At 67.6% G+C, this 23,296-nt stretch carries 21 protein-coding genes and 6 pseudogenes; 17 read left to right on the top strand and 10 right to left on the bottom strand.

Annotated features, from left to right (window positions below):
- Positions 1-71 precede the first annotated feature (71 nt).
- The 4 genes and pseudogenes from ACUDAL_RS09670 (at position 72) to ACUDAL_RS09655 (ending at position 3,684) form a co-directional block, all read left to right on the top strand.
- Positions 72-1,061 (top strand): patatin-like phospholipase family protein, encoded by a 990-nt coding sequence (locus ACUDAL_RS09670; protein ID WP_444677999.1) that lies wholly within the window; start codon positions 72-74, stop codon positions 1,059-1,061.
- A gap of 193 nt (positions 1,062-1,254) precedes the next feature.
- Positions 1,255-1,650 carry a hypothetical protein gene (locus tag ACUDAL_RS09665; protein ID WP_444677998.1) on the top strand — a complete coding sequence of 132 codons (396 nt, stop codon included), beginning with the start codon at positions 1,255-1,257 and terminating at the stop codon, positions 1,648-1,650.
- A 209-nt stretch (positions 1,651-1,859) separates the two neighbouring features.
- A pseudogene (locus tag ACUDAL_RS09660) lies at positions 1,860-2,747 on the top strand (cache domain-containing protein); the annotation flags it as partial.
- A gap of 4 nt (positions 2,748-2,751) precedes the next feature.
- A complete protein-coding gene (locus tag ACUDAL_RS09655) occupies positions 2,752-3,684 on the top strand; it encodes a methyl-accepting chemotaxis protein (RefSeq protein WP_444677997.1) in 933 nt (310 codons plus the stop codon).
- A 136-nt stretch (positions 3,685-3,820) separates the two neighbouring features.
- On the opposite strand, the pseudogene ACUDAL_RS09650 reads toward ACUDAL_RS09655, so the two are convergent.
- From ACUDAL_RS09650 to ACUDAL_RS09610, 9 genes and pseudogenes are all read right to left on the bottom strand, one after another.
- Positions 3,821-4,467 (bottom strand): annotated as a pseudogene (locus tag ACUDAL_RS09650) (ABC transporter ATP-binding protein).
- Between the two features lie 71 nt (positions 4,468-4,538).
- Positions 4,539-5,594, bottom strand: coding sequence for an ABC transporter transmembrane domain-containing protein (locus ACUDAL_RS09645; protein ID WP_444677996.1), 1,056 nt, complete (start codon positions 5,592-5,594; stop codon positions 4,539-4,541).
- A 139-nt stretch (positions 5,595-5,733) separates the two neighbouring features.
- A complete protein-coding gene (gene yejK, locus ACUDAL_RS09640; protein WP_444677995.1) occupies positions 5,734-6,747 on the bottom strand; it encodes a nucleoid-associated protein YejK in 1,014 nt (337 codons plus the stop codon).
- Between the two features lie 158 nt (positions 6,748-6,905).
- Positions 6,906-7,666 (bottom strand): annotated as a pseudogene (locus tag ACUDAL_RS09635) (ABC transporter permease).
- Positions 7,663-8,585 (bottom strand): annotated as a pseudogene (locus ACUDAL_RS09630) (ABC transporter ATP-binding protein). The pseudogenes ACUDAL_RS09635 and ACUDAL_RS09630 overlap by 4 nt, the downstream one beginning before the upstream one ends.
- A 212-nt stretch (positions 8,586-8,797) precedes the next feature.
- Entirely contained in the window at positions 8,798-9,076 is a 279-nt protein-coding gene (locus ACUDAL_RS09625) for a peptidylprolyl isomerase (protein ID WP_444677994.1), read from the bottom strand.
- An 80-nt stretch (positions 9,077-9,156) separates the two neighbouring features.
- Positions 9,157-9,333 (bottom strand): DUF1330 domain-containing protein, encoded by a 177-nt coding sequence (locus ACUDAL_RS09620; RefSeq protein ID WP_444677993.1) that lies wholly within the window; start codon positions 9,331-9,333, stop codon positions 9,157-9,159.
- Positions 9,333-9,443 (bottom strand): DUF1330 domain-containing protein, encoded by a 111-nt coding sequence (locus ACUDAL_RS09615; RefSeq protein WP_444677992.1) that lies wholly within the window; start codon positions 9,441-9,443, stop codon positions 9,333-9,335. Before ACUDAL_RS09615 ends, ACUDAL_RS09620 begins: the two co-directional genes overlap by 1 nt.
- Before the next feature lie 33 nt (positions 9,444-9,476).
- Complete coding sequence (locus tag ACUDAL_RS09610; RefSeq protein WP_444677991.1) at positions 9,477-9,797, bottom strand: hypothetical protein; 321 nt, start codon at positions 9,795-9,797, stop codon at positions 9,477-9,479.
- A gap of 303 nt (positions 9,798-10,100) precedes the next feature.
- Here ACUDAL_RS09610 and ACUDAL_RS09605 point away from each other — a divergent pair, with 303 nt between their 5' ends.
- The 8 genes and pseudogenes from ACUDAL_RS09605 (at position 10,101) to ACUDAL_RS09570 (ending at position 17,262) form a co-directional block, all read left to right on the top strand.
- Positions 10,101-10,604, top strand: a complete 504-nt coding sequence (locus tag ACUDAL_RS09605) for a hypothetical protein (protein WP_444677990.1) — start codon at positions 10,101-10,103, stop codon at positions 10,602-10,604.
- Between the two features lie 10 nt (positions 10,605-10,614).
- Positions 10,615-11,811: a methyltransferase gene (locus ACUDAL_RS09600; protein ID WP_444677989.1), complete on the top strand. Its 1,197-nt coding sequence runs from the start codon at positions 10,615-10,617 to the stop codon at positions 11,809-11,811.
- A 94-nt stretch (positions 11,812-11,905) separates the two neighbouring features.
- Positions 11,906-13,315, top strand: coding sequence for a PAS domain-containing protein (locus ACUDAL_RS09595; protein ID WP_444677988.1), 1,410 nt, complete (start codon positions 11,906-11,908; stop codon positions 13,313-13,315).
- Positions 13,303-13,911, top strand: a complete 609-nt coding sequence (locus tag ACUDAL_RS09590; protein WP_444677987.1) for a GGDEF domain-containing protein — start codon at positions 13,303-13,305, stop codon at positions 13,909-13,911. Before ACUDAL_RS09595 ends, ACUDAL_RS09590 begins: the two co-directional genes overlap by 13 nt.
- A gap of 214 nt (positions 13,912-14,125) precedes the next feature.
- Positions 14,126-15,130 carry a M28 family peptidase gene (locus ACUDAL_RS09585; protein ID WP_444677986.1) on the top strand — a complete coding sequence of 335 codons (1,005 nt, stop codon included), beginning with the start codon at positions 14,126-14,128 and terminating at the stop codon, positions 15,128-15,130.
- Positions 15,131-15,198: 68 nt separating this feature from the next.
- Complete coding sequence (locus ACUDAL_RS09580; RefSeq protein ID WP_444677985.1) at positions 15,199-15,744, top strand: PH domain-containing protein; 546 nt, start codon at positions 15,199-15,201, stop codon at positions 15,742-15,744.
- Positions 15,741-16,202, top strand: a pseudogene (locus ACUDAL_RS09575) (PH domain-containing protein); the annotation flags it as partial. The gene ACUDAL_RS09580 and the pseudogene ACUDAL_RS09575, both read left to right, overlap by 4 nt.
- 256 nt (positions 16,203-16,458) lie before the next feature.
- Positions 16,459-17,262 carry a PH domain-containing protein gene (locus tag ACUDAL_RS09570; RefSeq protein ID WP_444677984.1) on the top strand — a complete coding sequence of 268 codons (804 nt, stop codon included), beginning with the start codon at positions 16,459-16,461 and terminating at the stop codon, positions 17,260-17,262.
- Here the strand turns inward: ACUDAL_RS09570 and ACUDAL_RS09565 are convergent.
- Positions 17,241-17,645 (bottom strand): glutaredoxin family protein, encoded by a 405-nt coding sequence (locus ACUDAL_RS09565; protein ID WP_444677983.1) that lies wholly within the window; start codon positions 17,643-17,645, stop codon positions 17,241-17,243. The two genes, ACUDAL_RS09570 and ACUDAL_RS09565, sit on opposite strands and share 22 nt — an antisense overlap.
- A gap of 224 nt (positions 17,646-17,869) precedes the next feature.
- On the opposite strand from ACUDAL_RS09565, the gene ACUDAL_RS09560 reads away from it, so the two are divergent.
- The 5 genes and pseudogenes from ACUDAL_RS09560 (at position 17,870) to ACUDAL_RS09540 (ending at position 23,265) form a co-directional block, all read left to right on the top strand.
- Positions 17,870-18,205 carry a hypothetical protein gene (locus ACUDAL_RS09560; protein WP_444677982.1) on the top strand — a complete coding sequence of 112 codons (336 nt, stop codon included), beginning with the start codon at positions 17,870-17,872 and terminating at the stop codon, positions 18,203-18,205.
- Between the two features lie 41 nt (positions 18,206-18,246).
- Positions 18,247-19,350 (top strand): heparan-alpha-glucosaminide N-acetyltransferase domain-containing protein, encoded by a 1,104-nt coding sequence (locus ACUDAL_RS09555; protein WP_444677981.1) that lies wholly within the window; start codon positions 18,247-18,249, stop codon positions 19,348-19,350.
- Between the two features lie 164 nt (positions 19,351-19,514).
- Positions 19,515-20,492: a serine hydrolase gene (locus ACUDAL_RS09550; RefSeq protein WP_444677980.1), complete on the top strand. Its 978-nt coding sequence runs from the start codon at positions 19,515-19,517 to the stop codon at positions 20,490-20,492.
- Between the two features lie 154 nt (positions 20,493-20,646).
- A pseudogene (locus ACUDAL_RS09545) lies at positions 20,647-22,061 on the top strand (bifunctional enoyl-CoA hydratase/phosphate acetyltransferase).
- A 199-nt stretch (positions 22,062-22,260) separates the two neighbouring features.
- Positions 22,261-23,265: an acetate/propionate family kinase gene (locus ACUDAL_RS09540; protein ID WP_444677979.1), complete on the top strand. Its 1,005-nt coding sequence runs from the start codon at positions 22,261-22,263 to the stop codon at positions 23,263-23,265.
- The last annotated feature ends 31 nt before the right edge of the window (positions 23,266-23,296 follow it).

The following is a 23,296-nucleotide window of genomic DNA, read 5'->3' as shown; positions in this document are numbered from 1 at the left end:
GTTCACATTTGCTTGGCCGGTCTACCCTTGCGGAACGGTATTCGCAATGCAGCAAGTCGCAGGGAGGTGACATGCGGGAAAGAATCGTGCTCGTGCTCAATGGCGGTGGTGCCCTGGGGGCCTACCAGTACGGTGTCTATCGAGCCCTGGTGAGACACCTCGACGAACAAGCGAGACGTGACATGGTGGTGGTGGGCGCCTCGATCGGTGCCGTCAACGGGTACCTGATCGCAACGCACCAAGGAGCGCCTGACGGGGGCCTGGACGCCATGGCGCGCTTCTGGCGTGCGGTCACGCAGCCTTCGCTGCCGTTCGTGCCGTTCTTCGACGCCAATAGCAAGCGCCTCAGCGCCAGCCTGACCGGCCTTGCGCTGGGTAACCCGCCGGTATTCTCGGCCGTGCCCGGCGGCTTCCTCGCTGGGCTGGCGACCTATCCCGCCACGGCAGGCTACGACAATCGCAGGCTGGTCGATACCGTGGCTTGCCATGCCGAGCGCTATTCAGCCAAGGAGGGCGAAGGCCCGCGGCTGATGATTCGTGCCATCGATATCGAGGCGGCCAAGCCTGTCTGGTTTGACAGCGCGGAGCAGCCCATCGTACCCACCATGATCGGTGCCAGCAGTGCCATTCCGCTGCTGTTCAAGCCGGGCTGGCATGAGGGACGGGCCTACTGGGACGGCGACATCTGGCACCGCGGCCTGTTGCAGCCTGCCCTGAAGCGGCTCGACTCGACGCTGCCAGGGCAGCGCTGGCATGTCATTACGGCGGAGCTGTTCAAGCAGACGCCGGGAACCCCTCAGGGATTTGGCGAAAGTCTGGATCACTTCAGGCGTCTGTTCTTCGGGGCGCGCAGCGACGATGAGGCCAATGAAGCGCTCCAATCGTATCCCGAGCTGCGCATAACGCGCATTCGACGTCAGCCTCACCCGGGCGAGAGCACTTCGCTGTGGGTCATGGACTGGGCGCCGGATCGGTTGGCGTACCTGATCGAGCAGGAGAAAGCGACGCCCGCCGGGCTCTGGCCAAGGCAGGCACTCGCAGTGCTTGATGCTGGTCTATAACGACAAGAGGCTGCCAGGTGAGTCTGGCAGCCTCTTCCCACCTTGAACGGCCAGCGCAGCGGTCATCCTGTCTCACTGCGCGGCGATCTTGGCTGGCGTGTTTCCTTCATGGGGCTTGCAAGCCGTGCCTTCCTTGGCTCAAAGGGCCGTTCACCTATCCGGCGAACGGCCTGTGGCTTGGCGCCGCTCGGCAATGGCCTTAGCGGCCCTGGTTCTTGCCGCCCTTACGGCCGGCCTCGGCGGCCTTTTCACGGTCGTTGGCGAAATTGCCACCGCTGTGCTGGCCACCTTTCTGGCCCGCCTCGGAGGCGCGCTGCGGGTCGTTGGCGAAGTTGCCGCCGCTTTGCTGGCCGCCCTTGTGGCCTGCCTCGGAGGCGCGCTGCGGGTCGTTGGCGAAGTTGCCGCCGCTGTGCTGGCCGCCTTTCTGGCCGGCTTCGAGGCCTTCTTCGGGTCGTTGGCAAAATTGCCTGGATTCTGGTTTTGTGCCATGTCAGAACTCCTTCCTCGTTTGCCTGTTGAACCACACAAGCGAGATCGTACTTCCGTTTACCGGCTTTCCGGCACTGCTGGCTCCTGCCATCACGACTAAACGTAGGAACCCCCAAGCCACCCATCAAGCTGTGCCGGGTTTCCTAATGCTAAGAATGGTGTAGTACCTAACGACACAATCCCTCGCACTGGGTGGCTTGGGCAGTCAGGGTGGCTTGGGGCGATAAATTGACATGGATCAATAAATGATGAGGTGGTCCCATGCATTAGTATTAAGTTGACTAGTGCTTCGCTGCGGCGTGAGGCTTGATGGCATGTCAAATACCCACATGCCTTTTCACTAATAATAACGGTCTCTCCATGAAAGCGACTCCTCCCAAACAGGCTGGTTTCACCCGCCTGAAGCAGCTGTTGGCCTTGAATCTGCAGAACAAGATTCTGCTCCTGGTCCTGGTGCCCCTGATCATCTCTTCTTCCTGCCTGCTGGTCCTCGAAGCACTCGAGCGCATCGATTCCAACCGCTCGCAGCTGGCGCAGCAGCGCGAGCTGATGCTCGAGGCACGCCGCCACGGGGTCGAAAGCATCGTCGGTATGGCCAGAACCCTGGCGCAGAGCGTCGGCAACGAAAGCGACGATCCGCGCATGGCGCAGCAGGTGGCCCTGGGCCTGCTGCGCGAGCTGCGTTTCGAGGAGGACAACTATGTCTTCGTCTTCGACTACGACGGCACCATGCTGGTCCAGCCGGCCGTGCCCCAGCAGGAGGGGCGCAACATGCTGGATGTGCAGGACGCCAACGGCAAGCCGCTGATCCGTGACATGATCGAGATCGCACGCGGCGGAGGCGGGCGGTATGCCTACGAGTGGACCAACCCGGCCACCGGCGAGGTGGAGCCCAAGTACTCCTACGCCACCCCCATCGCCGAGTGGAACTGGGTGATCGGTGCTGGCGTCTACGCCACCGGGGTGGATGCCGCCATGGCCGTGATCGAGCAGGTGGCCAGGCAGAATCTCATCGAGACGCTGGTTCGCCTGTTCTTCATTGCCTCGGCCATCAACCTGACCATTACCTTCTTTGCCATCTGGATCACCCGGCGTACGGTGCGCCAGATTCGTCAGACCGCCACCGACATGAACGAGATTGCCCAGGGCGTGGCCGAGGGGCGGGGTGACCTGACCCGGCGCCTGCGCGTTACCAGCAAGGATGAGATCGGCGAGCTCGCCCGCCAGTTCAACGGCTTCCTGGCACGCATCCAGGCCACCCTGCGCGAGGTACGGGGGAGCCAACGACGTCTTGCTGGCGTCCCAGAGCATTGCACGCAGCAGCGACGAACTCGCTTCACGCACCGACCAGGCCGCATCGAGCCTGCAGCAGACGTCGTCGGCCATGGAAGAGATCACCTCAACGGTGCAGAACAACGCCGAACATGCCCAGCAGGCCGACCAGCTGGTCAGGGCCAGCGCCGAGGTGGCTCGCCAGGGCAAGGAGTCCATGGAGCTTGTCGAAACCACCATGGAGGACATTCGTTCCGCTTCGGCCAAGATTGCCGAAATCGTTGCGCTGATCGATGGCATCGCCTTCCAGACCAATATCCTGGCGCTCAATGCCTCCGTCGAGGCGGCTAGGGCCGGTGAGCATGGACGCGGCTTTGCGGTGGTGGCACAGGAAGTCCGTACGCTGGCGCAGCGCTCTGCCAACGCGGCACAGGACATTCGCCAACTGATCGATGACTCGGTGGCGCGCACTCAGCACGGCGCAGAAATCGTCCACAAGGCTGGGGCGACCATGCAGGAGATATTTGCCAGCATCACCAAGGTGAACGATGTCATTGCCGAGATCAGCGCCGGTTCGCGGGAGCAGAGCATCGGCATCCACGAGGTCAATGCCGCTGTCAGCCAGATGGATACCATGACCCAGCAGAACGCCGCCATGGTGGAGCACAACAGCGACACCTCCACGGCCATGCGCGACCAGGCCGAACGGTTGACCCGACTGATCAATACCTTCGTGCTGGGCGACGACCCGGCTGCCGCGCCGGCGCTTCCGGCCTTGGCCATGCACTTGCCGGCGCCGGGCGTGGCTTCGTCGGCGCCGAAGCGCCAGCGTGATGCCGAGGTGGAGTGGGAAACCTTCTGACGCCTGCCTGCCGGCAGGCCTAGTCACTGCCCTGGGGCGCCGAGAGGCGAGCGGGGCGGCACATGCAACACCGCAAGCGGGGAGGCGATTGCCTCCCTTGCACTGCCGAGGTAGGAATCGGCAGGGTGCTGCCCGCTCAGGCTTCCTCTCGGTGTTGCCCGAACTGCAGTTGGGCCAGGTGGCGGTAGAGCGGGCTTTGTACGAGCAGTTCGGCGTGACGCCCGGCGGCCACCAGCCGGCCTTCGTCGAATACCAGCAGGCGATCGGCGGCGGTGACCGTGGCCAGCCGATGCGCGATCACCAGGCTGGTCCGCCCGGCCATCAGTCGGTCGAGTGCCTGCTGCACCAGGCGTTCGCTCTCGGCGTCCAGCGCACTCGTCGCCTCGTCGAGCAGCAGCACGCGAGGGTCCTTCAGCAGCGCTCGGGCAATCGCCAGGCGCTGGCGCTGGCCACCGGAAAGCTGCACGCCGCCGGGGCCGAGTTCGGTGTCGAAACCGGCCGGCAAGGCCTCGACGAAAGCGAGGGCATTGGCATCGCGGGCGGCAGCGCGCAGCTCGTCCAGGGTGGCGTCGGGCTTGCCGTAGCGCAGATTGTCGGCCACCGTGCCGGTAAACAGCACCGGCTCCTGGGCCACCAGGCCCATGGCGGCTCGCAGCACCTTGGGGTCGAACTGGCGCAGGTCGATGCCGTCCAGCGTGACCCGGCCACGCTCCGGGTCGTGAAGCGCAGCAGCAGCGCGAACAACGTGCTTTTGCCGGCGCCGGAAGGACCGACCAAGGCCACGCGCTCGCCGGCACGAATCGTCAGATCGAGTGTGCCGAGGGCCGGCGTGTGCCGTGCGGGATAGGTAAAGCTCACCTGCTCCAGGCGGATCTCGCCGCGCAGCGGCACAGGCAGGGGGCCGGCTCGTCCGGTGAACGAATATCGGGCTTGGCATCGAGCAGCTCCAGCAGCCTTTCGGCGGCGCCGGCGGCGCGCTGCACGTCGCCGGCCACTTCGGCCAGCGTGGCCACCGCGCCTGCCGCCAGTACCGCATAGAACACGAAAGCCGAAAGCTCGCCGGCACTGATCTCGCCGGCCAGCACCGCCTGGCCGCCTTGCCACAGCATCAGCCCCACGGCGGCAAATACCGCCAGCATGGCCGCCGCAGTGAGCCAGGCACGCTGTTGTGTGCGTACCACGGCGGTGGCAAACGCCTGCTCGACGCGTTCGCCGTAGTCGCGCCGATCGATCGCTTCATGGGAGAAGGCCTGCACCGTACGGATCCCATTGAGTGCCTCGCTGGCATAGCGGCCAAGTTCTGCCACCCGGTCCTGACTATGGCGGGAGAGCCGCCTTACGCGGCGTCCGAACCACAGGATCGGCAGCAGCGTGGCGGGAATACCGATCAGTACCAGCGCCGATAGCCACGGCTGAGTCACCAGCATCAGCGCCACCGCACCCAGCAGCATCACCAGGTTGCGCAGCGCCAGTGAGATCGACGAGCCGAACAGCGTCTGCAGCACGCTGGTATCGGCGGTCAGGCGCGAGGCGATCTCGGCGGCACCGCGGTCGCGCCGGCCGGCGCTCTCGAAGTAGGCCGGCTCCAGCTCCAGCAGGTGATCGAATACCTGCCGTCGAAGGTCCGCGGCCAGGCGTTCGCCGATCCAGCTCACCTGGTAATAGCGCAGCGCCGAGGCGCCGGCGAGCAGGCTGACGATGGCCAGCATCACGCCCAAGGTCTGGTTGAGGCGGGTGGCATCCGCGGCGAGAAAGCCCTGATCGATCACCAGGCGCAGCCCCTGGCCCAGCAGCAGCACGCTGCCGGAGGCCGCCAGCAGCGCCGCGGCGGCAATGGCAAGGCGGCCACGATAGGGAGTGAGCAGCGTCAGCAGGCGCAGCAGTACCTTGGGGCTGGGGCGGTCGTTCATGTCGGGCGTGTCGCTCTTGGCTGGCAGGGGAACACCTTACCAGCGGCGGCAGTTGGCCGACAGCGATGCAGAACCGTCTTGCTCTGGCGGTTACGCCAGCCGCGATTTCGCCGGCATCTGGCTGGGCGTGAGGCCGGGATCAACCCTGGCGCTTGAGCTGTTCCTTGAGCTGCTTGGGCACCTGCTTGATGATCAGACGGTCCTGCTGCTCGTCGTACTCGATGCTGGACCCGAGCAGGTGGGAGTCGAAGCTGATGGATACGCCGCCGGCGCGACCGGTGAAACGGCGGAACTGACGCAGGGTGCGCTTGTCGGGCGGAATTTCCGGCGACAGGCCGTAATCGGCGTTGCGGATATGCTCGTAGAAGGCCCGGGGCTGCTGTTCGTCAAGCAGCTCCGAGAGCTCCTCCAGCGTAATCGGCTCGCCGCGGCTTGCCTGTGCGCTGGCGTAGTCGATCAGCGCTTCGGTCTTCTCCCGGCTCTGCTCCTCGGGCAGCTCCTCCTGTTCCACGAAGTCGCTGAAGGCCTTGAGCAGTGTGCGGGTTTCGCCGGTGGCGTCGATGCCTTCGGTGGCGCCCAGCGCGCCGGCCAGCGCCTCGGCGAGCTTCTTGCCGCCGCGGTCGTGGATCCACGAGAGATAGTGGCGCGAGGCGACCCCTTCCTGCCACTGGCTCAGGTTGAGGCGCAGTGCCAGGCTCATGCGCGCCAGGTTCAGCTGGGTCGCCGGCACCAGGGTGAGTGCGTCATCGATGCCGAAGCCCTCGCGCTGATGCACCAGCCCCAGAGTCAGGTAGCGGGTCTCGCCGTGGCGATAGTCGAAGCACAGCAGGTGGCCCGACGTCGATAGATGGTCGTCGACCAGCGGCAGCAGCCGCTCGGCGAGAGCGCGGGTCAGAGCGGGGAAATCGTGGCGTTCCGCCAGGTAGTCGGCCAGCGCCTGGGTGACAGGCTGGGTCGCAGCCTCGGCCTGGGCCTGCTCGGGCAGGAAATGCCCCCACGCCTTGGTCTTGGCATGGTAGGCGTCGTGGAAGGCGGCAAGCAGCGAGTCCACCAGCGGGGTGGCCGGCAGCGGGGTGCCTGCCGCGCGCAGGGTGGCAGGCTGCTCGCTGGTGGCCTTGTCGATGTGATGGACGATGCAGTGCAGTATCGGCATGGCCGTCTCCGCCGTGAGCGCGCTGCAGGCAGCGCGGGGTGGGCTGTGCCGCTAGGCAGGGAAGGCGAATGATACCGGCGTGCAGGTCGAGTTCAACCGGCGCTTCGCCCAGCGACGAATTGGGCGCCGCTGGCGGTGACCTGGCCGGCGGCACCCGGTCAGGGCTTGAGGCGGTAGCCGGTCTTGAATACCCAGTTGACCACTGCCAGGGCAACGGCCAGGAACAGCGCGATGATGACCAGGCTGAGCCAGATGCTTACGTCGCTGGTGCCGTAGAAGCTCCAGCGGAAGCCGCTGACCAGGTAGACCACCGGGTTGAGCAGCGTCACGGCTTGCCAGAAGGAGGCAGCATGTCGATGGAGTAGAAGGTGCCGCCGAGGAAGGTCAGCGGGGTGACGATCAGCAGCGGCACCAGTTGCAGCTTCTCGAAGCCATCGGCCCAGATGCCGATGATGAAGCCGAGCAGGCTGAAGGTGATGGCGGTCAGCACCAGGAACAGCAGCATCACCAGCGGGTACTGGATGGAGAAGGGCACGAACAGGCGCGCCGTGGCCAGCACGATCAACCCCAGCACCACCGACTTGGTGGCTGCCGCGCCGACGTAGCCGAGCACGATCTCGAGATAGGAGATCGGCGCCGAGAGAATCTCGTAGATCGAGCCGGAAAAGCGCGGGAAGAAGATGCCGAAGGAGGCGGTGGAAACGCTCTGGGTCAGCAGCAGCAGCATGATCAGACCGGGCACGATGAAGGCGCCGTAGCTCACCCCGTCGACTTCGTTGATCTGCGAGCCGATGGCCGCGCCGAACACCACGAAATAGAGCGAGGTGGAGACCACCGGCGAAACGATGCTCTGCAGCACGGTACGCAGGCTGCGGGCCATCTCGGCCAGGTAGATGGTCTTGACCGATTGCAGGTTCATGCGCTCTCCCGAACCAGGTTGACGAAGATGTCCTCCAGCGAACTCTGGCGCGTGTGCAGGTCCTTGACCCGCACGCCGGTCGCCTCCAGGTCGGCCAGCAGCCCGGCGATGCCGGTGCCTTCTTCCTGGGGGGTGGCGTCGTAGGTGTAGACCAGCGCCTGGCCGTCGTCCGCCAGGGTCAGCTCATGGCCCGCCAGCGCCGCGGGGAGGCGCTCGAGCGGTTTGGCCAGGTGCAGGGTCAGCTCCTTGCGACCGAGCTGGCGCATCAGCACGGTTTTTCCTCTACCAGCACCAGCTCGCCGCGGCGGATCACGCCGATGCGGTCGGCCATCTCCTCGGCCTCCTCAATGTAGTGGGTGGTGAGGATGATGGTCACGCCCTGGTCGCGCAGCCCGCGCACCACTTCCCACATCTCGCGGCGCAGCTCCACGTCGACGCCGGCGGTGGGTTCGTCAAGAAACAGCACCTGGGGCTGGTGCGACAGCGCCTTGGCGATCAGCACGCGCCGCTTCATGCCGCCGGAAAGCTCCAGCAGGCGGTTGTCGCGTTTGTCCCACAGCGCCAGCGCCCGTAGTACGTTCTCGATGTGCGCGGGGTCGCGGGGCTTGCCGAACAGCCCGCGGCTGAAGCTGACCGTATCCCACACCGTGGTGAAGGCCTCGTTGGTCAGCTCCTGCGGTACCAGGCCGATGCGCTCGCGGGCCTGGCGATACTCGGTCACGTTATCGAAGCCATCCACCCGCACGCGCCCGCTGCTGGCGTTCACCAAGCCGCAGATCACGCTGATCAGGGTGGTCTTGCCGGCCCCGTTGGGACCGAGCAGGGCGAAGATCTCGCCGCGGCGAATGGTCAGGTCGACCTCGTTGAGCGCCTGGAAGCCGTCGCGGTAGCGTTTTGAGAGTCGCTCGACCTGGATCATCGGCGTGCCGACAGCGCCTCCGGCGCTGGGGCTAGGGTCGGTCAGCGTCAGCGGCAAGGGGTGCGCTGGTAGGGTCATCGGGTGTCCCTGTCTCGGAGAAGGCGAATCATTCCCCCATCCTAACCCGTGGGGAACGCCGCTGCAGAGCGCAGAGGCGATAAGCCGCCGTGGCAGGCACGGCGGCTAGCGGCGAGGTCGCGGTCGACGCGGCCTCAGCTGCGGCTGGTGATTTCCAGCAGGTGGTAGCCGAACTGGGTCTTCACCGGGCCGTGCACCTTGTTGAGCTCGCCGGAGAACACCACCTGGTCGAACTCGCGCACCATCTGGCCCGGGCCGAAGCTGCCCAGGTCGCCGCCGCGGGCGCCGGAGGGGCAGGTGGAGTGCTCGCGAGCGACCTCGGCGAAATCGCGGCCGCCCTCGATCTCGGCCTTCAGGGCCTCACACTTCTCTTCGCTGTTTACCAGAATATGCCGTGCTGTTGCCTTGGCCATGCCGTTCTCCTTATGCCTTGGGTGGGCTGAGTGTCTTGCCGGGTGCGCAGCATAACATGCGCGCCCGGCGAGGCAGAACGCTACCCCTCGTAGGCGGCCAGGTCGACCTGGGCCGCAGCGTCGCGCAGCGGGATCAGCGCCTGGTAGGCCGGCGAGGCGTACCACTGCGCCACGGCGTCGCGGTCGGGGAAACGCAACACCACGAGATTGGGGTGGCCCGGCTGGCCCGCCAGCACCTGGGTACGCTGGCCCCGCATCAGCAGCTCGCCGCCCCAGGGGTCAGCGTGGCGGGCACCCGCGCCACATACTCCATCCAGCGCTCGGGGTCATGCACGGTCACCTGACCGACGACATAGGCATGGCTCATCTGTAGGTCTCCTGGCGGGTTGTGTATGGCGCGTTAGCCGCCCACGCCAAACCTTAGCCGCAGGTTCTGCAGCCCGTCGAGCTCGATGCGCACCTCGTCGGAGAAAACCGGATGGCCGTGTACACGCACGGTGACCGTGGCGTCCGCGCCGCGATAGCTGACTTCGGCGCGCAGCGTGGTCTCGGTGCTCACCGGGGCCAGCCAGTGGTAGTCGATGCGGCTCACTTCCAGCGCCGACAGGCCGCGACGCTCCAGCTGCTCTTCGACGATGCGTTCCACGGCGATGCCGTAGTAGACGTAGAGGCCGCCGTAGGCGAGAGCGGCAAGCACGATCAGGGAGAGGAAACGCCCCACTCGAATTCTCCTTGGTGAAGATAGTCAGTTCCGCGCCGGCCCCTAGGGGCCGGCGTGCATGCTCCGGCCCGCTGCGCCATTGCCCGGGCGCGAGGCCGGAAGGAAGTGTGGCAGCAGACGCGACGGCAGGATAGAGGCAGTTGGGTGGGAAGCGCGTGCCGGGCAGGGGAGACGCTGCCTGGCCAAGGTCGAGGCGGCAGGTATGGCCCCGCGTGGTACACGAGGCTTGTCACGGGCGTGCCGGTTCCTGACAATTCCGCCTGGAGCGGGTTCTGTGGATGCGAGGTGCGTCGAGGAGGCGATATGGCAGGCAAGCGCAGGTGGTGCAGCTGGCTGCTGCTGGCCATGCTGTGGCCCGCGGCGGCGGTGGCCGAGCGTCTGGAAGGCGTTGTCGGCGATACCCACCACGCGTGGTTCATCCATCGAGAAGGTGGTGATTCCAGCGCCACCTTCTTAGACCTGGAGGACCGCTACCGCATTGAGGTCGTCGGTTTCATCGCCCCCGGGGCCATGCAATGGCGCGATTCGCTCTCGCTCGGCATCACCCTGGTGGAGGGAGAAGTGACAAGTTTCGACGTGCTGCACGGGCTCGGCCTCTCCGCCATGCCGCCGGTCTATACCTCCGAAGGAGGCGCGGTGATCCTCACTCTCGATGCCTTCGCGGTGGACGGCGGTCAAGCTCGGTTGGCCGGTCGCCTCGACGGACGGCTGGCCCTGCAGCCCGCGCTGGGGGCGACTCCTGACATCGACCAGGGCGTGGACATCGCGATTCGCTTCGATGTCGTGGCCTCGCGCATCGAATACTGAGCGTTTCGCCATGTCCCCTTCGTCACGCCTGGCCCGGCTGACCGAATGCCTGGCCCAGTGGCAGCCGCTGTGGCGTCCGCTGCCGTTTCAGCATCTTCATGCGCCCTGGCTCGAGCGTTTCCCCGGCCTCGCTGCGGCGCTGCTGCGGTTGAGCGATGCGGACGTCGACCGGCTGCAGGCCGAGCCCTGGTACGATTCGCCGCTGGCGTTCTGGCTACCTGTGACCGAGCTGGCCGATCTGGTAGCGCTGCCGCGGCTCGAAAGCGACGCCGCACCGCTGCCGGGCACCTGGAGCCAGCACATCGAGGGGCGCAAATGGCAGCAGATCGAGGCGTTCCTGGCTCATGCCCGGCTGAGCCCCGCCGCGCTGGCGGTAGAGTGGTGCGCTGGCAAGGGGCACCTCTCCCGCACCCTGGCACGCCAGCAGCAGCGGGCCGTCACGGCGCTCGAATGGGAGCCGGCGCTGTGTCGCCACGGTCAGGCGCTGGCCGCTCGCCAGCAGGTGACCGTGGACATGCGCTGTCAGGACGTGATGGCCCCCGAGGCGCTTACCTGGCTCAACGCAAGGACCCACGCGCTGGCCCTGCACGCCTGCGGCGACCTGCATGTGCGGCTGCTGCAGGCGGCCATTGCCACCGGCAGCGCGGTGACGCTGTCACCTTGCTGCTACCAGCGCACCGCCAGCCCGAGCTACTCGCCCCTTTCGCAGCAGGCGCAGCGCCTGTGTCACCTTCATGGCCTGGCGCTCAGCCGTGACGACCTAGCCCTGGCGGTGCAGGAAACGGTCACGGCGCCGCAGGGTGTGCGCCGCCGTCGCGAGCGCGCCGGCGCCTGGCGGCTGGGCTTCGACCTGCTGCAGCGCGAGGTGCGCGGAGAGCACGACTACCTGCCGGTGCCGAGCCTCGCCTACGGCAAACTGCCTGATACCTTCGATGAATTCTGCCGCTGGGCGGCCGCCTGCAAGCAGGTCGTTCTGCCGCCGCGGGTGGACTGGCAGGCGTTCGAGGCGCAGGGCTGGCAGCGCCAGGCGCAGGTATCGCGCTTCGAGCTGGTGCGCCACGTCTTTCGCCGGCCGCTGGAGGTGTGGCTGGCGCTCGATCGCCTGGCACTGCTGGAAGAGGCCGGCTTTGCCGCAGATATTGGCATTTTCTGCGAGCGTGACTTGACCCCGCGCAATCTTATGCTGCGCGCCGTCAAGCTAAACTGAAAAACGAGCACAGTCCTGCTGGGGCGGTCTCATAAAGATGACGATAAGCGCGGGCGCTGGCGCCAGGCCAGCGACCCGGCACGCGGGGAACGCAGTGGCGATATCCTATGAGAAGAACCTGGCCGGCGAGGCGGATTTCGCCGGGCTGGTCGATGACCTGGCGCTGCCGCTGCTGGTGGCCACGCAGGAGAGCTGCACGCTGCTGTACGCGAACCGCTCGGCGCGCCGCCAGTTCCAGCTCGCCAGCTACGCAAGGCTGCCCGAGATGGTGCAGTTGCTAGGCAATGCCGGCTACTCGGAGCTGGTAACGGCCCTGCAGGGCGCAGAGCGTCGCAGCGTGCGGCTGACGCTTCCTGCGGCGTCGGCCTCCATTGACTCCACGACCTCCGCCACTACCGTTTCTGCCGCTCTTGCCGACGTGCAGGTGTCGCGGCTGACCTGGGCCGGCCAGGAGGCCGTGGCGCTGCTGTTCGTGGTCCCGTGCGAAGTGCCCGCACCCAGCTGCAATCCGCTCTACCAGCAGATGTTCAGCACCAACCCGGCGATCAAGCTGCTGGTCGAGCCGCACAGCGGCCGCATCATCGATGCCAACGCTTCTGCGGCGGCTTTCTACGGCTATTCGCTCGATACGCTAAAGCGCATGAATGTCGCCGAGATCAACTGCCTGCCGCCAGGGGAGATTCAGCTTCGCATGCAGGCGGCGCGCGACCGCCGCCAACAGTTCTTCGAGTTTCGGCATCGCACGGCTGCCGGCGACATACGCGATGTGCATGTCTACGCCGGCCCGGTAACGGTGGACGAGCGTGAATACCTCTACTCGATCATCGTCGACGTCACCGACCGGGTGCGCTACTACAGCCAGCTCGAAGGCTACAACGAGCTGTTCCAGCACCTGCCCCTGGGGGTCTATCGCAACACCATCGGCCCGCGTGGGCGTTTCGCCACGGTCAACCCGGCGATGCTGAGACTGCTCGAGGCGGATAGCGAGGCGCAGCTGCTGGCGACCTCCATCGTCTCCCTGTTCGATTCGGCGGAGCAGCATCGCCAGCTCGGTGCGGTGCTGGAAAGGCACGCCAGCGTCACGCGGATGCCGCTGCGCCTGCGCACGCTCAAGGGGCGGCTGATCCACGTGGAGATGACTGCCCACCGTACCTGTTCGCCCGACGGCACCGTGGCCTACAACGGTGTCGTGGAAGATGTCACCGCGCGCAACGCCGTGCAACGCAACCAGCAGCGCCTGATCCACCTGCTCGATGCTTCGCCGGACTTCGTTTCGATCACCGATGCTGCGCAGCAGGTGGTCTACCTCAACAAGGCGGGCAGAGCGATGCTCCATTGCCAGGATGTTCCCTTGCACCTGCCGGATGCCCTGGCACAGGCGCACCCCGCCTGGGCGCGGCGACTGATCGAGCAAGAGGGCATCCCGCATGCCCTCAAGCACGGCCACTGGTATGCCGAAACGGCGCTGAACGGCCCGGAGGGGAAGTCCCGGTGTCGCAGCTGATCGTTGTACGCCGGGACGAGGAGGGCGAGCTGGACTGCATCGCCACCATCATGCGGGACATCAGCGAAACCAAGCGCTACCAGGCCGAGCTTGAGCACCTGGCCGGGCACGACTCGCTGACCGGGGCGGTCAACCGCAACCGCTTCCTCGGCGTGCTGCGGCGGGAGCGCGAGCGCGCCCGCCGGCATGGTGGCACGATCAGCCTGGTGATGTTCGACATCGACCACTTCAAGCGCGTCAACGACACCTTCGGCCACAGCGTCGGCGACGATGTGCTGCGCCAGCTGGTGACGCTGTGCGGCGCCATGCTGCGTGAGGTCGACGTGCTGGCCCGCTGGGGCGGCGAGGAGTTCATGCTGCTGCTGCCGGAAACGAGCCTGGGCGGTGCCGAGGCGCTGGCCGAGCGTCTGCGCCGGGCCATCGAGGTCTCGGACTTTGCCCCGGTAGAAAGGCTGACCTGCAGCTTTGGCGTCGCCGAGCTGATGGCCCAGGAGGCCGAATCGGCCTGCTTTCTGCGGCTCGATGCGGCGCTGTACCAGGCCAAGGCCAGCGGACGCAACCGCACCTGCCTGGCCGCCGACCGACCACCGGCCTGAAGCCGGGCACAGGCCCCGAACTCGCCCATCGGCCTGTGCAGTTGGCGCTTTGGCTCCTATCTTGAAGCAGGCCAGCGGGCCAGGCTGGCCCGGTTGGGTCTGGGCTTGCCAAGGCGGCTGCCAGACCAGGAGAGCCAACCAAGGAGGGCGAGATGACCTACGGACGGGGGCAAGCGGCTCGCGGCATGGCAAGGAAGTCGGTCGAGGCGGCAGGATGAGCCTTGTGGGAAGCGTTCGCGTGGCGACGGGAGTGCTGCTGGCACTGGCCATGCCGCTGGCCTGGGGGTACTGGCTGATGTTTGCCATGCCGGGCGGCTCCTATCAGGGCACGCCGCCGCCGCTGGACGCCGACGGCGAGGCGCTGCGCGAGCGGCTCCACGCGCATGTGCGGGTGCTCTCCGAGGAGATTGGCGAGCGGCACTACTGGCGGCCGGAGGCGCTCCATCAGACAGCCGACTACATCGAGGAGGCCTTCCGCGCGGCGGGGCACGAGCCCCTGCGCCACCCCGTGCCGACCGGCGATCGTACCTTTCACAATATCGAGGTGCAGCTCTCCGGCAGCGGCGAGGCACAGGAAATCCTGGTGGTCGGGGCGCATTTCGATACGGTGCGCGGCAGCCCCGGGGCCGATGACAATGCCTCCGGTGTGGCGGTGCTGCTCGAACTGGCCCGGCTGCTCGAGAGTGCGCCGCTGGATCGCTCGCTCCACCTAGTGGCCTTCGTCAACGAGGAGATGCCGTTCTTCGGCAGCAGCGCCATGGGTAGCTTGCGCTACGCCCGTCAGGCCAAGGCGCAGGGTGCCAACATCGTCGGCATGCTGTCGCTGGAGATGCTCGGCTACTTCACCGATGCGCCAGGCAGCCAGGCACATCCGCCCCTGCTCGGGCATCTCTTCCCCGACCGCGGCGACTTCGTGGCGTTTATCGGCAACCTGGAGTCGCGCGAGTTGGTGAAACAGGCCATCGGCGCCTTCCGCACCCATGCCCAGGTACCCTCCGAAGGCTTGGCCGCGCCCGAGCTGATTGGCGACATTCGCCGCTCCGACCACTGGTCGTTCTGGGAAATGGGTTACCCGGCGATCATGCTCACCGACACGGCGAATTTCCGGAACCCGTACTACCACGGGCCCAGGGATACCCACGATACGCTCGACTATGACACCATGGCTCGACTCACCAAGGCCCTGGCCAAGGCGCTGCAAGCCATGGCACAGGAGTAGGCGCCAACGAAGCTTCGCCGGACGCCCGTCCCTTGAGCTGTCGCCCGTTCCTTGGCTTAGGAGCCGCCGTGTCCTTCCATAATGCGCCACTCGACCTGGAACGCCTTCCTCGTCTCGAGGAGGCGCCCCTCACGCCGGTATCGCGCCGGCTGGCTCCCTGCCTGGCGCTGCTGCGGCTGATGCACTGGAGCGTGCCGGTGCTGTTGCTGCTTTTTGTACCGCTGCACAGCGAAGAATTTGCGCGTCTCCAGCCGTGGCTGGCGGCCGGCCTGGCCGGGCTCGGGCTGCTTATGGTGGGGCTGGCCTGGTGGGAGGCGCGTCGGCGCGCCTACGGCCTGCGCGAACATGACCTGATCTACCGCCGCGGGCTGCTGGTGCAGCGCCTGCAGGTGCTGCCGCTGGCTCGGCTGCAGCACGTCGAAACCCTCAGCAACCCCATCGAACGGGCCTTCGGTCTGGTCAGGCTCGCCTGCTTCACGGCAGGCGGAAGGGGCGCGGACCTGCTTCTGGAAGGCCTGCCGACGGCACGCGCCGAGGCGGTCAAGCAGCACCTGCTGGCGCGGCTGGCCGGTGCCGCCGACCGCGGCCCCGACGAGACGGCGGACGAGGCATGACGTACGGACACGGCACGCAGCAGGACGGCGCGGTAGAAGACGCCTGGCAGCGGCTGTCGCCCTTGGCTGTCGGCCTGGTGCTGCTCAATGCGGTCGTGGGAGGGCTGCGTCAGCACCTGCCGCTGCTGCTGGGGGCGGGGGCGGGCCTGGCCATGATCGAACGCATCGGGCTGCGCGAACTGGCCCTGGGTGCCGGCGGCCTGCTGGGCCTGGCGCTGCTGCTGAGCCTGCTCTACTACCGGCGTTTCCGCTATCGCCTGGAAGGCGACGTGCTGGTGGTGCAGAAGGGGCTGTTCGAGCATCGCGAATTCAAGGTGGCGGCGGGGCATATCCAGCACATCGTGCAGCACCAGCCGCTCTACCTGAGGCCCTTCGACGTGGTGCTGTGGGAGGCCGAGTCCCCGGCGGGCGAGGCGTCGCGCATCGCCCTGCCGGGTATTCCGCGGCGGCGGGCCGAGGCGCTGGAGCGTGGCCTGCGCGAGGCCGGGGAGCGCAGGCCGAGCCGCCTGTCGACGCCGACGCCCGGCCGGCCAGGCGCGAGGCGCCTGCGTTTCGCATCACCTGGCAGGGGGTGGTGCTACATGGCCTGGCCAGCCGCTCGGTCTACCTGGTGGCCGCCATGCTGTCGCCGCTGGTGCGTCCGTTGGAGCGCTGGCTGCACGATAGGCTTCCGCAACTGGCCATGGCCGGCGGGCTGCCTTCCCTTGGCTGCTGGTGCCGCTTGGCATCCTGGCGGTGCTGGTGCTGCTCGTTGCGCTGGCCATCCTGGCGGCCTGGTGGCGCTTCCATGGCTATGTACTGCACGACGAAGGCACCCGGCAGGTGCAGATCAGCGGACTGTTCCATCGCCAGCAGCAGACCCTGAGCCTGCCGCGGCTGCAGGTGGTGGAGTGGGTGCAGACCGGCCTGGGCCGACTCCTGGGGCGCGGCTATCTGGTGTGCCATCAGTTCGGGGCCCTGGGCAGCGAGGCCGCGGAAGCACGTCGTTTCGTGGTGCCGGGGCTCTCCTGCCGCCAGGGCGAGACGCTGACCGCACGCTTCTGGTCCGGCCATCGGCCCGCTGTGCCGCTGCGGCAGGTCGACCCCGGCTATCGGCGGGTGCTGCTGTGGCGTCATTTGCTGGTGCTGGGCGCACTGGGCGGGGCGCTGCTGACCCTGGTGGCAGTGCCCACGCTGCCGGCACCGGCCTGGGCGGCGCTGCTCGTGATGGGGCTGGGCGGCTGCGCGGGGCTGGCTCAGCTGCGCTGGCGAGCCACCGCCTGGGCGCAGGACGACGACTACCTGCGCATCCGCCGCGGTGTGCTGGGGCGGCGCCTCAGCGTCTTTCCCTTGCACCACCTGGTGGCGCTGAGCCTGCAGCAGAGCTGGCTGCAGCGCCGGCGCGGCTTGGTCACACTGCATATCGAATTGGCCAACGGCCGCCAGACCCTGCCCTACCTGAACGAAACCGAGGCGCGAAGGCTCGCCGACCGGCTGCTGGCCGGCGTCGAGGCGGGTCAGCTCGCCTGTTCGGGGTGACCGAAGCGGCGGTGCAGCCAGGCATTGATCGCATCGGACTCATAGAGCCACTCGTCGCGGCCATCCGCGTGGGCGATGCGCAGGCAGGGCACCTTCACCTTGCCGCCGCCTTGCTCCAGCGCACGGCGGTGGTCCGGGTCGAGCTGGGCATCGCGGATCTCGATCTTAAGCCCTAGGCGAGCCATCTCCTTGCGCACCTTGATGCAGAAGGGGCAGGCGCGAAACTGGTAGAGCGCCAGCTGGCGGCACTGCTCGTCGACCTGCGCCTGCGCCTCGGCGGTGCGTTCGACGCTCTGCGGCGTCGACAGCTTCTCGGCGATCAGCATGACCGGCGACAGGACCACCCGGACGCCGCGGAAGAAATAGCGAATCAGTTGGCTCATCGTGGCTCCGCTGCAAGTGTCGTGAAAGAAGGGGGCCCATGATGCCGTGCCGGGCCCCGGGTGCCAAGCGATGCGGCACTTGGCGCCGGGGGCGATATGGGGCAGGCTGGCAGCCACGATAGCAGCGAGGGCGAACATGAACGAGCGCAAGCGGTGGCGAGAGGCGTTGAGGCTGCAGTTGAGACAGACGGGGAGAGAGGGGGAGAGTGCAGTGGCGAAAGCCAATGCATCAGGCAGCGGCGGGGCTGGCCCTGCTGATGCTGACGGCCTGTTCGCCGCCGTCCGATGGCGTGCGGGAGGCAACCCTGGCGGTGCTGGTGCAGCAGGCCGAGCAGTTCGACGGCGCCCGCGTGGCCACCGAGGGCAGGGTGCGGCATTTCGAGACGCCGCTGCACTACTGGATCGAGGATGAGGATCTCAACCGGGTCGAAGTCTTCCCCCATGAGGACATTGCGCCCTACCTGGGCGAAACGGTGCGTATCATCGGCCACTTCGAGTACTCTTCCGGTGAGGGGCGTCGCTTGACGCTCGAACGCCTCGAACGGCCGTCGATGCCTTAGAGCGGACGCCGGCCAGGCAGGTCACGTGCGAGGGAAGCGCCATGATTCGACTGGCCCAGCGGCCACAGCTGCCGCCCCTGTCGGCCAGGGTAGAGGCCATCGACCTGGCGCGTGGCGTCGCCATTGCGCTGATGATCCTCAGCCATACGGTCAGCGGCCTGCACGGCCTCCGCCAGGTTCCCGACTGGGGCATGGTGCCGATCCATCTCCTCACCAAGTTCTCCTCCTCGCTGTTCATCGTCGTGTTCGGCATCGCCCTGGCCGTCGCCTTCCTGCCCAAGGTCACCGCCGAGGACTGGCCCAGGCGGCGCCTCAGGCTGATGCTGCGTGGCCTCGAAGTGCTGTTCTGGTACAAGGCGCTGACCATCGTCGAGATGCTGCCGATGTTCACGCCCCAGGACATCCTCGATACGCTGCTTTACCAGCGCTTCGCCATCTGGGTCGAGATCCTCGGCTTCTACGCGCTGGCGCTGCTGTGGCTGCCCTGGGCGCTGCCGCTGTGGCGGCGCATGCCGCTGTGGTCGCGCTTGCTCGCCCCGCTGGCGATCGGCCTGCTGTCGGCGCTGCTCGAGCGCCACTTCCACTTCTGGGACAGTGCGGTGCTCAAGGCCCTGCTGGTCGAGGACGCCGGCCACTACACCTGGGGGCAGCTGGCACGCCTGCCGCTGGTCATGCTGGGCCTGCTGATCGGGGAGGCGATCCTGCGCTGCTACGACAGCCCGGGCTTGCGGCGCAGGCTGGTGGCGGGGCTGGCAGTCTGCGGCGCGGTGCTGCTGGCAGGCTTTTTCACCCTCGCCTGGCCGGCGTTTGACGAGGCGCTGATGGCCGTGGCGTGGAACGTTGGCAAGCATCCACCGGAGCTGCCGTTCATGCTGTTCAGCCTCGGCGGTGCGCTGATGGTTCTGGCACTGTGCCTGTGGGGCGGCCGCCGGGCGGCGACCTGGCTGCTGCCGCTGACACTCATCGGTGGCGACGCCCTGCGTGCCTTCATCTTTCATATCGTGGCGATCTTCCTGGTGCTGCGCTTCCTGCTGGGGGCCTGGCAGGTCTACAGCTACCCGCAGGTGCTCGGCATCGGCGCACTGCTGATCCTGGCCACTGCCGGCTGGATCGCCCTGTTGCGCTGGTTTCGACGCCATGCGTGAGGATCGCTGCGGATGAGCCACCTTGGTCTTGTGTTAGGTGCACGGCGCGGCCTGCTGCCGTTTCTCGGTCTGCTGCTGGGAGTGTTGATGCTGCATCCCGGCCACGGCCAGGCCGATGGCTGGCTGGAGCGGCTCGACGCTGCGCAGGCGGAGCCCCCTGGGCGGTGCGCCTGCGCACCAGTCTCGGCCTGCTGGAAGCGGGCTTCGGGGGCGAGCTCGGCGTGCACGTGCGCCCACTGGACGGTGGCGACGCCTTCGGCTGGCGTGATGAGGAGTTCTGGTACCTGGCGTCGCTGGTCAAGGTGCCGGTTGCGGTGGAGCTGCTGGCGCGGGTCGAGGCGGGCGAGGTTAGCCTGGACGATCGGCTGGTGCTGCGCCGGCACGACTACGTGGACGGGGCAGGGCCGACCAACTGGGCGCCGGTGGGCACCGAGCTGACCCTGCGCACCCTGCTCGAAGCGATGCTGATCGTCAGCGACAACACCGCCAGCGACATGCTGATCCAGCTTCTCGGGCTCGACGCCGTCAACCGGCGGGCCGCAGCGCTGGTGGGCCCGCCTGGCGGGCTTGGCCCGATCACCACCCTGGTGGATGTGCGCCGCCACGCCTATGCGGCGCTGCATCCCGCCGCCTTCACCCTGTCCGGCATGGACTTCATCGCGCTGCGCCGGCACGAAAGTGACGCCGAGCGTCGGGCGGCGTTCGCCCGCCGCCTGGGCCTGACCCCGGGCGAGCTGCAGGCGGAAAGCCTGGATGAGGCCTTCCGGCGCTACTACGCCACCCCGTACAACAGCGGGCGGCTCGATGCCTTCGGCGAGCTGCTGGCCTCGCTGGCCGAAGGGCGTGCGCTGGGGCCGCAGGGCAGCGCGGAACTGCTTGCCGTGCTGGCGCGCACCTCCAGCGGCCCACGGCGGCTGAGAGCAGGGTTGGGGCGCGACATTCGCCTGGCCCACAAGACGGGCACGCAGCATCGGCGCGTCTGCGATGCCGGCATCGCCACTCGGGGCATGGGCGACGCCACGCGCCGGGTGGTGATCGTGGCCTGCGTGCGCGGCGAGCTCGACCTGGCGCGCAGCGAGCAGAGGCTCGCGGCGATAGGCCGTGCGATTCGTGAGGCCGGGGTCTTCGACGCCTTGCCCTGAGCGGTGAGGCCGGACCGATTGCTTGATTTCGATTCCGGTATGCTGCGCAAGGTGTTGCGTTATCGTATTTTTTGCTCGATGCTGGCTTTCTTTGCTGCATCGCCGCACTTCGTGGCCGCCCGGCTCGCTCTCCTCGTAATACAAGGCGTACCCTATGCACACTCAACGGCCCTCCGCACAAGAGTCCATCGAGAATCGCACCTTCGACGAGATCCAGGTCGGCGACAGCGCCTACCTCGAAAAGCGTCTGACCCTCGACGACATCAAGCTGTTTGCGATCATGTCGGGCGACATCAACCCTGCCCACCTGGACGATGACTTTGCCAAGAGCACGCGCTTTCAGGAAGTGGTGGCGCACGGCATGTGGGGCGGGGCGCTGATCTCCACCGTGCTTGGCACCGAGCTGCCGGGTCCGGGTACCCTCTACCTGGGCCAGACCCTGCGCTTTCGCAAGCCGGTGCGGCTCGGCGACACGCTGCGTGTGAGCGTACGCGCCAAGCGCAAAGAGGCCGAGCATGCGCGGATCACCTTCGAGTGCCTGTGTACTAACCAGAACGGCGAGACCGTGATCGAAGGTGAAGCCGAGGTGCAGGCGCCTACCGAAAAGGTGCGCCGGCCGCGTGCGGTATTGCCGCGGCTGCGCCTGGCCGAGCGGGGCCACCTGCATGAGATGCTCACCGCCGCCGAGCACCCGGCGCCGGTGAGCATGGCCGTGGTGCACCCGGTCGACGAGGTGTCGATCCTCGGCGCCTTCGAATCGGCACGCCAGGGGCTGATCCGCCCGGTACTGGTGGGGCCCGAGGCCAAGGTGCGTGCCGCCGCCGACGTGGCCGGGGTCGATATCTCCGACTTCGAGCTGATCGACGTGCCCCACAGCCATGCCGCCGCCGCCGAGGCGGTGGCGCTGACGCGGGCCGGCCGCGTCGAGGCGCTGATGAAGGGGCGCTGCACACCGACGAGCTGCTGCACGAGGTGGTCAAGCGCGACACTGGTCTGCGCACCGAGCGCTGCCTTAGCCACGTGATGGCCTTCGACGTGCCCACCTATCCGCGCCCGCTATTCATCACCGATGCGGCGATCAACATCTACCCCACGCTGGCCGACAAGAAAGACATCGTGCAGAACGCCATCGACCTGGCCCATGCGGTGGGCCTTGCCTCGCCTCGGGTGGCGCTGCTCTCGGCGGTGGAAACGGTCAATCCCAAGATCGCCTCGACCCTGGAGGCCGCCGCCCTGTGCAAGATGGCCGAACGCGGGCAGATCCGCGGCGGTGTGCTCGACGGTCCGCTGGCCTTCGACAACGCCGTGTCCGAGGCGGCCGCGGCGGCCAAGGGCATCGTCTCGCCGGTGGCGGGACGCGCCGACATCCTGGTGGCGCCCGACCTCGAGTCGGCCAACATGCTGATGAAGCAGCTCACCTACCTGGCCGACGCCACCGGCGCCGGCCTGGTGGTGGGCGCCCGCGTGCCGATCGTGCTCACCAGCCGCGCCGACGACGCCATCACCCGGCTGGCGTCCTGCGCCCTGGCGCTGCTGGCGGCAGAGCAGCAGAAGAGGGCACGGGCATGAGCGGCGAGATCCTGGTCGTCAACAGCGGTTCGTCGAGCCTCAAGTTCGCTCTGTTCGGCGCGGCCGCCGCGCCAAGCCCCATGGGCATGACGCTGCGCTGCCGAGGGCAATTCTCCGGGCTCAGCAGCCGGGCCAGGGTGGAGCTGGGAGAAGGGTTTGCCGAGACGCTCGGAGAGCCCCACGATGCCCCCTGTGCGAGGTGCCCCCGACCCTCGACCACGACGGCGCGCTGGCACGCCTGCTCGCCTGGGTGGAGGCCAATCCGGCGCTGGGCGACCTGCATGCCGTGGGCCATCGCATCGTGCACGGCGGGGCACACTACCGCGAGCCGCTGCGCCTCGACCCGGAAAGCCGGCAGGCGCTGGAAACGCTGGTGGCTCTGGCGCCGTTGCACCAGCCGTTCGGCCTGGCGCCGGTGCGGGCCCTGGCCGATTTGTGCCCCGCGCTGCCGCAGATCGCCTGCTTCGACACCGCCTTCCACGCCACTCAGCCGCTGTTGGCTCAGACCTTTCCGCTGCCACGACGCTTCCGCGAGCAGGGCGTGATCCGCTACGGCTTCCACGGGCTCTCGTTCGATTACGTCAGCCGAGCGCTGGCCGAGCAGTTGCCGGGCGGGCTACCGGGTGGGCGCGTGGTGATCGCCCACCTGGGCAACGGCGCCAGCCTGTGCGCGCTGCGTGATGGCAGGAGCGTGGCCGCCACTACCGGCTTCACCGCGGTGGAGGGGCTGATGATGGGCACGCGCAGCGGCAGCCTGGACCCGGGGCTGGTGCTGCACCTGATCCTGCAGGAGGGCATGAGCGCCGAGGCCGTGCAGCGCCTGCTGTACAAGGAGTCAGGCCTGCTCGGGGTGTCCGGCATCAGCGGCGACATGCGCGAACTGCTGGCCAGCCAGGCGCCGGAAGCCGCCGAGTCCGTGGCGCTGTTCGTCTACCGCATCGTGCGCGAGATCGGCAGCCTGGCGGCGGCCCTGGGCGGGCTCGACCATCTGGTGTTCACCGCCGGTATCGGCGAGCGCGCCGCGCCGGTTCGTGCCGCCGTGGCGCAGGGCTGCGAGTGGCTCGGTGCCCGGCTTGATGCTGCGGCCAATGAGGCCCATGCCGCCCGCATCAACGCTGCCGACAGCCGGCTGGGGCTGTGGGTCATTCCCACCGACGAAGAGCGCATGATCGCCTGGTACACCGCCGCGGCGCTGGCGCGCTGAGCGCGGTCAGGGCGGATCACAGCGGCTGCCA

The organism is Halomonas sp. E19 (assembly GCF_052439355.1).
Classification (GTDB): domain Bacteria; phylum Pseudomonadota; class Gammaproteobacteria; order Pseudomonadales; family Halomonadaceae; genus Halomonas.
The sequence above is the reverse complement of the archived record's forward strand: the minus strand, read 5'-3'. Positions and strand labels throughout refer to the sequence as shown.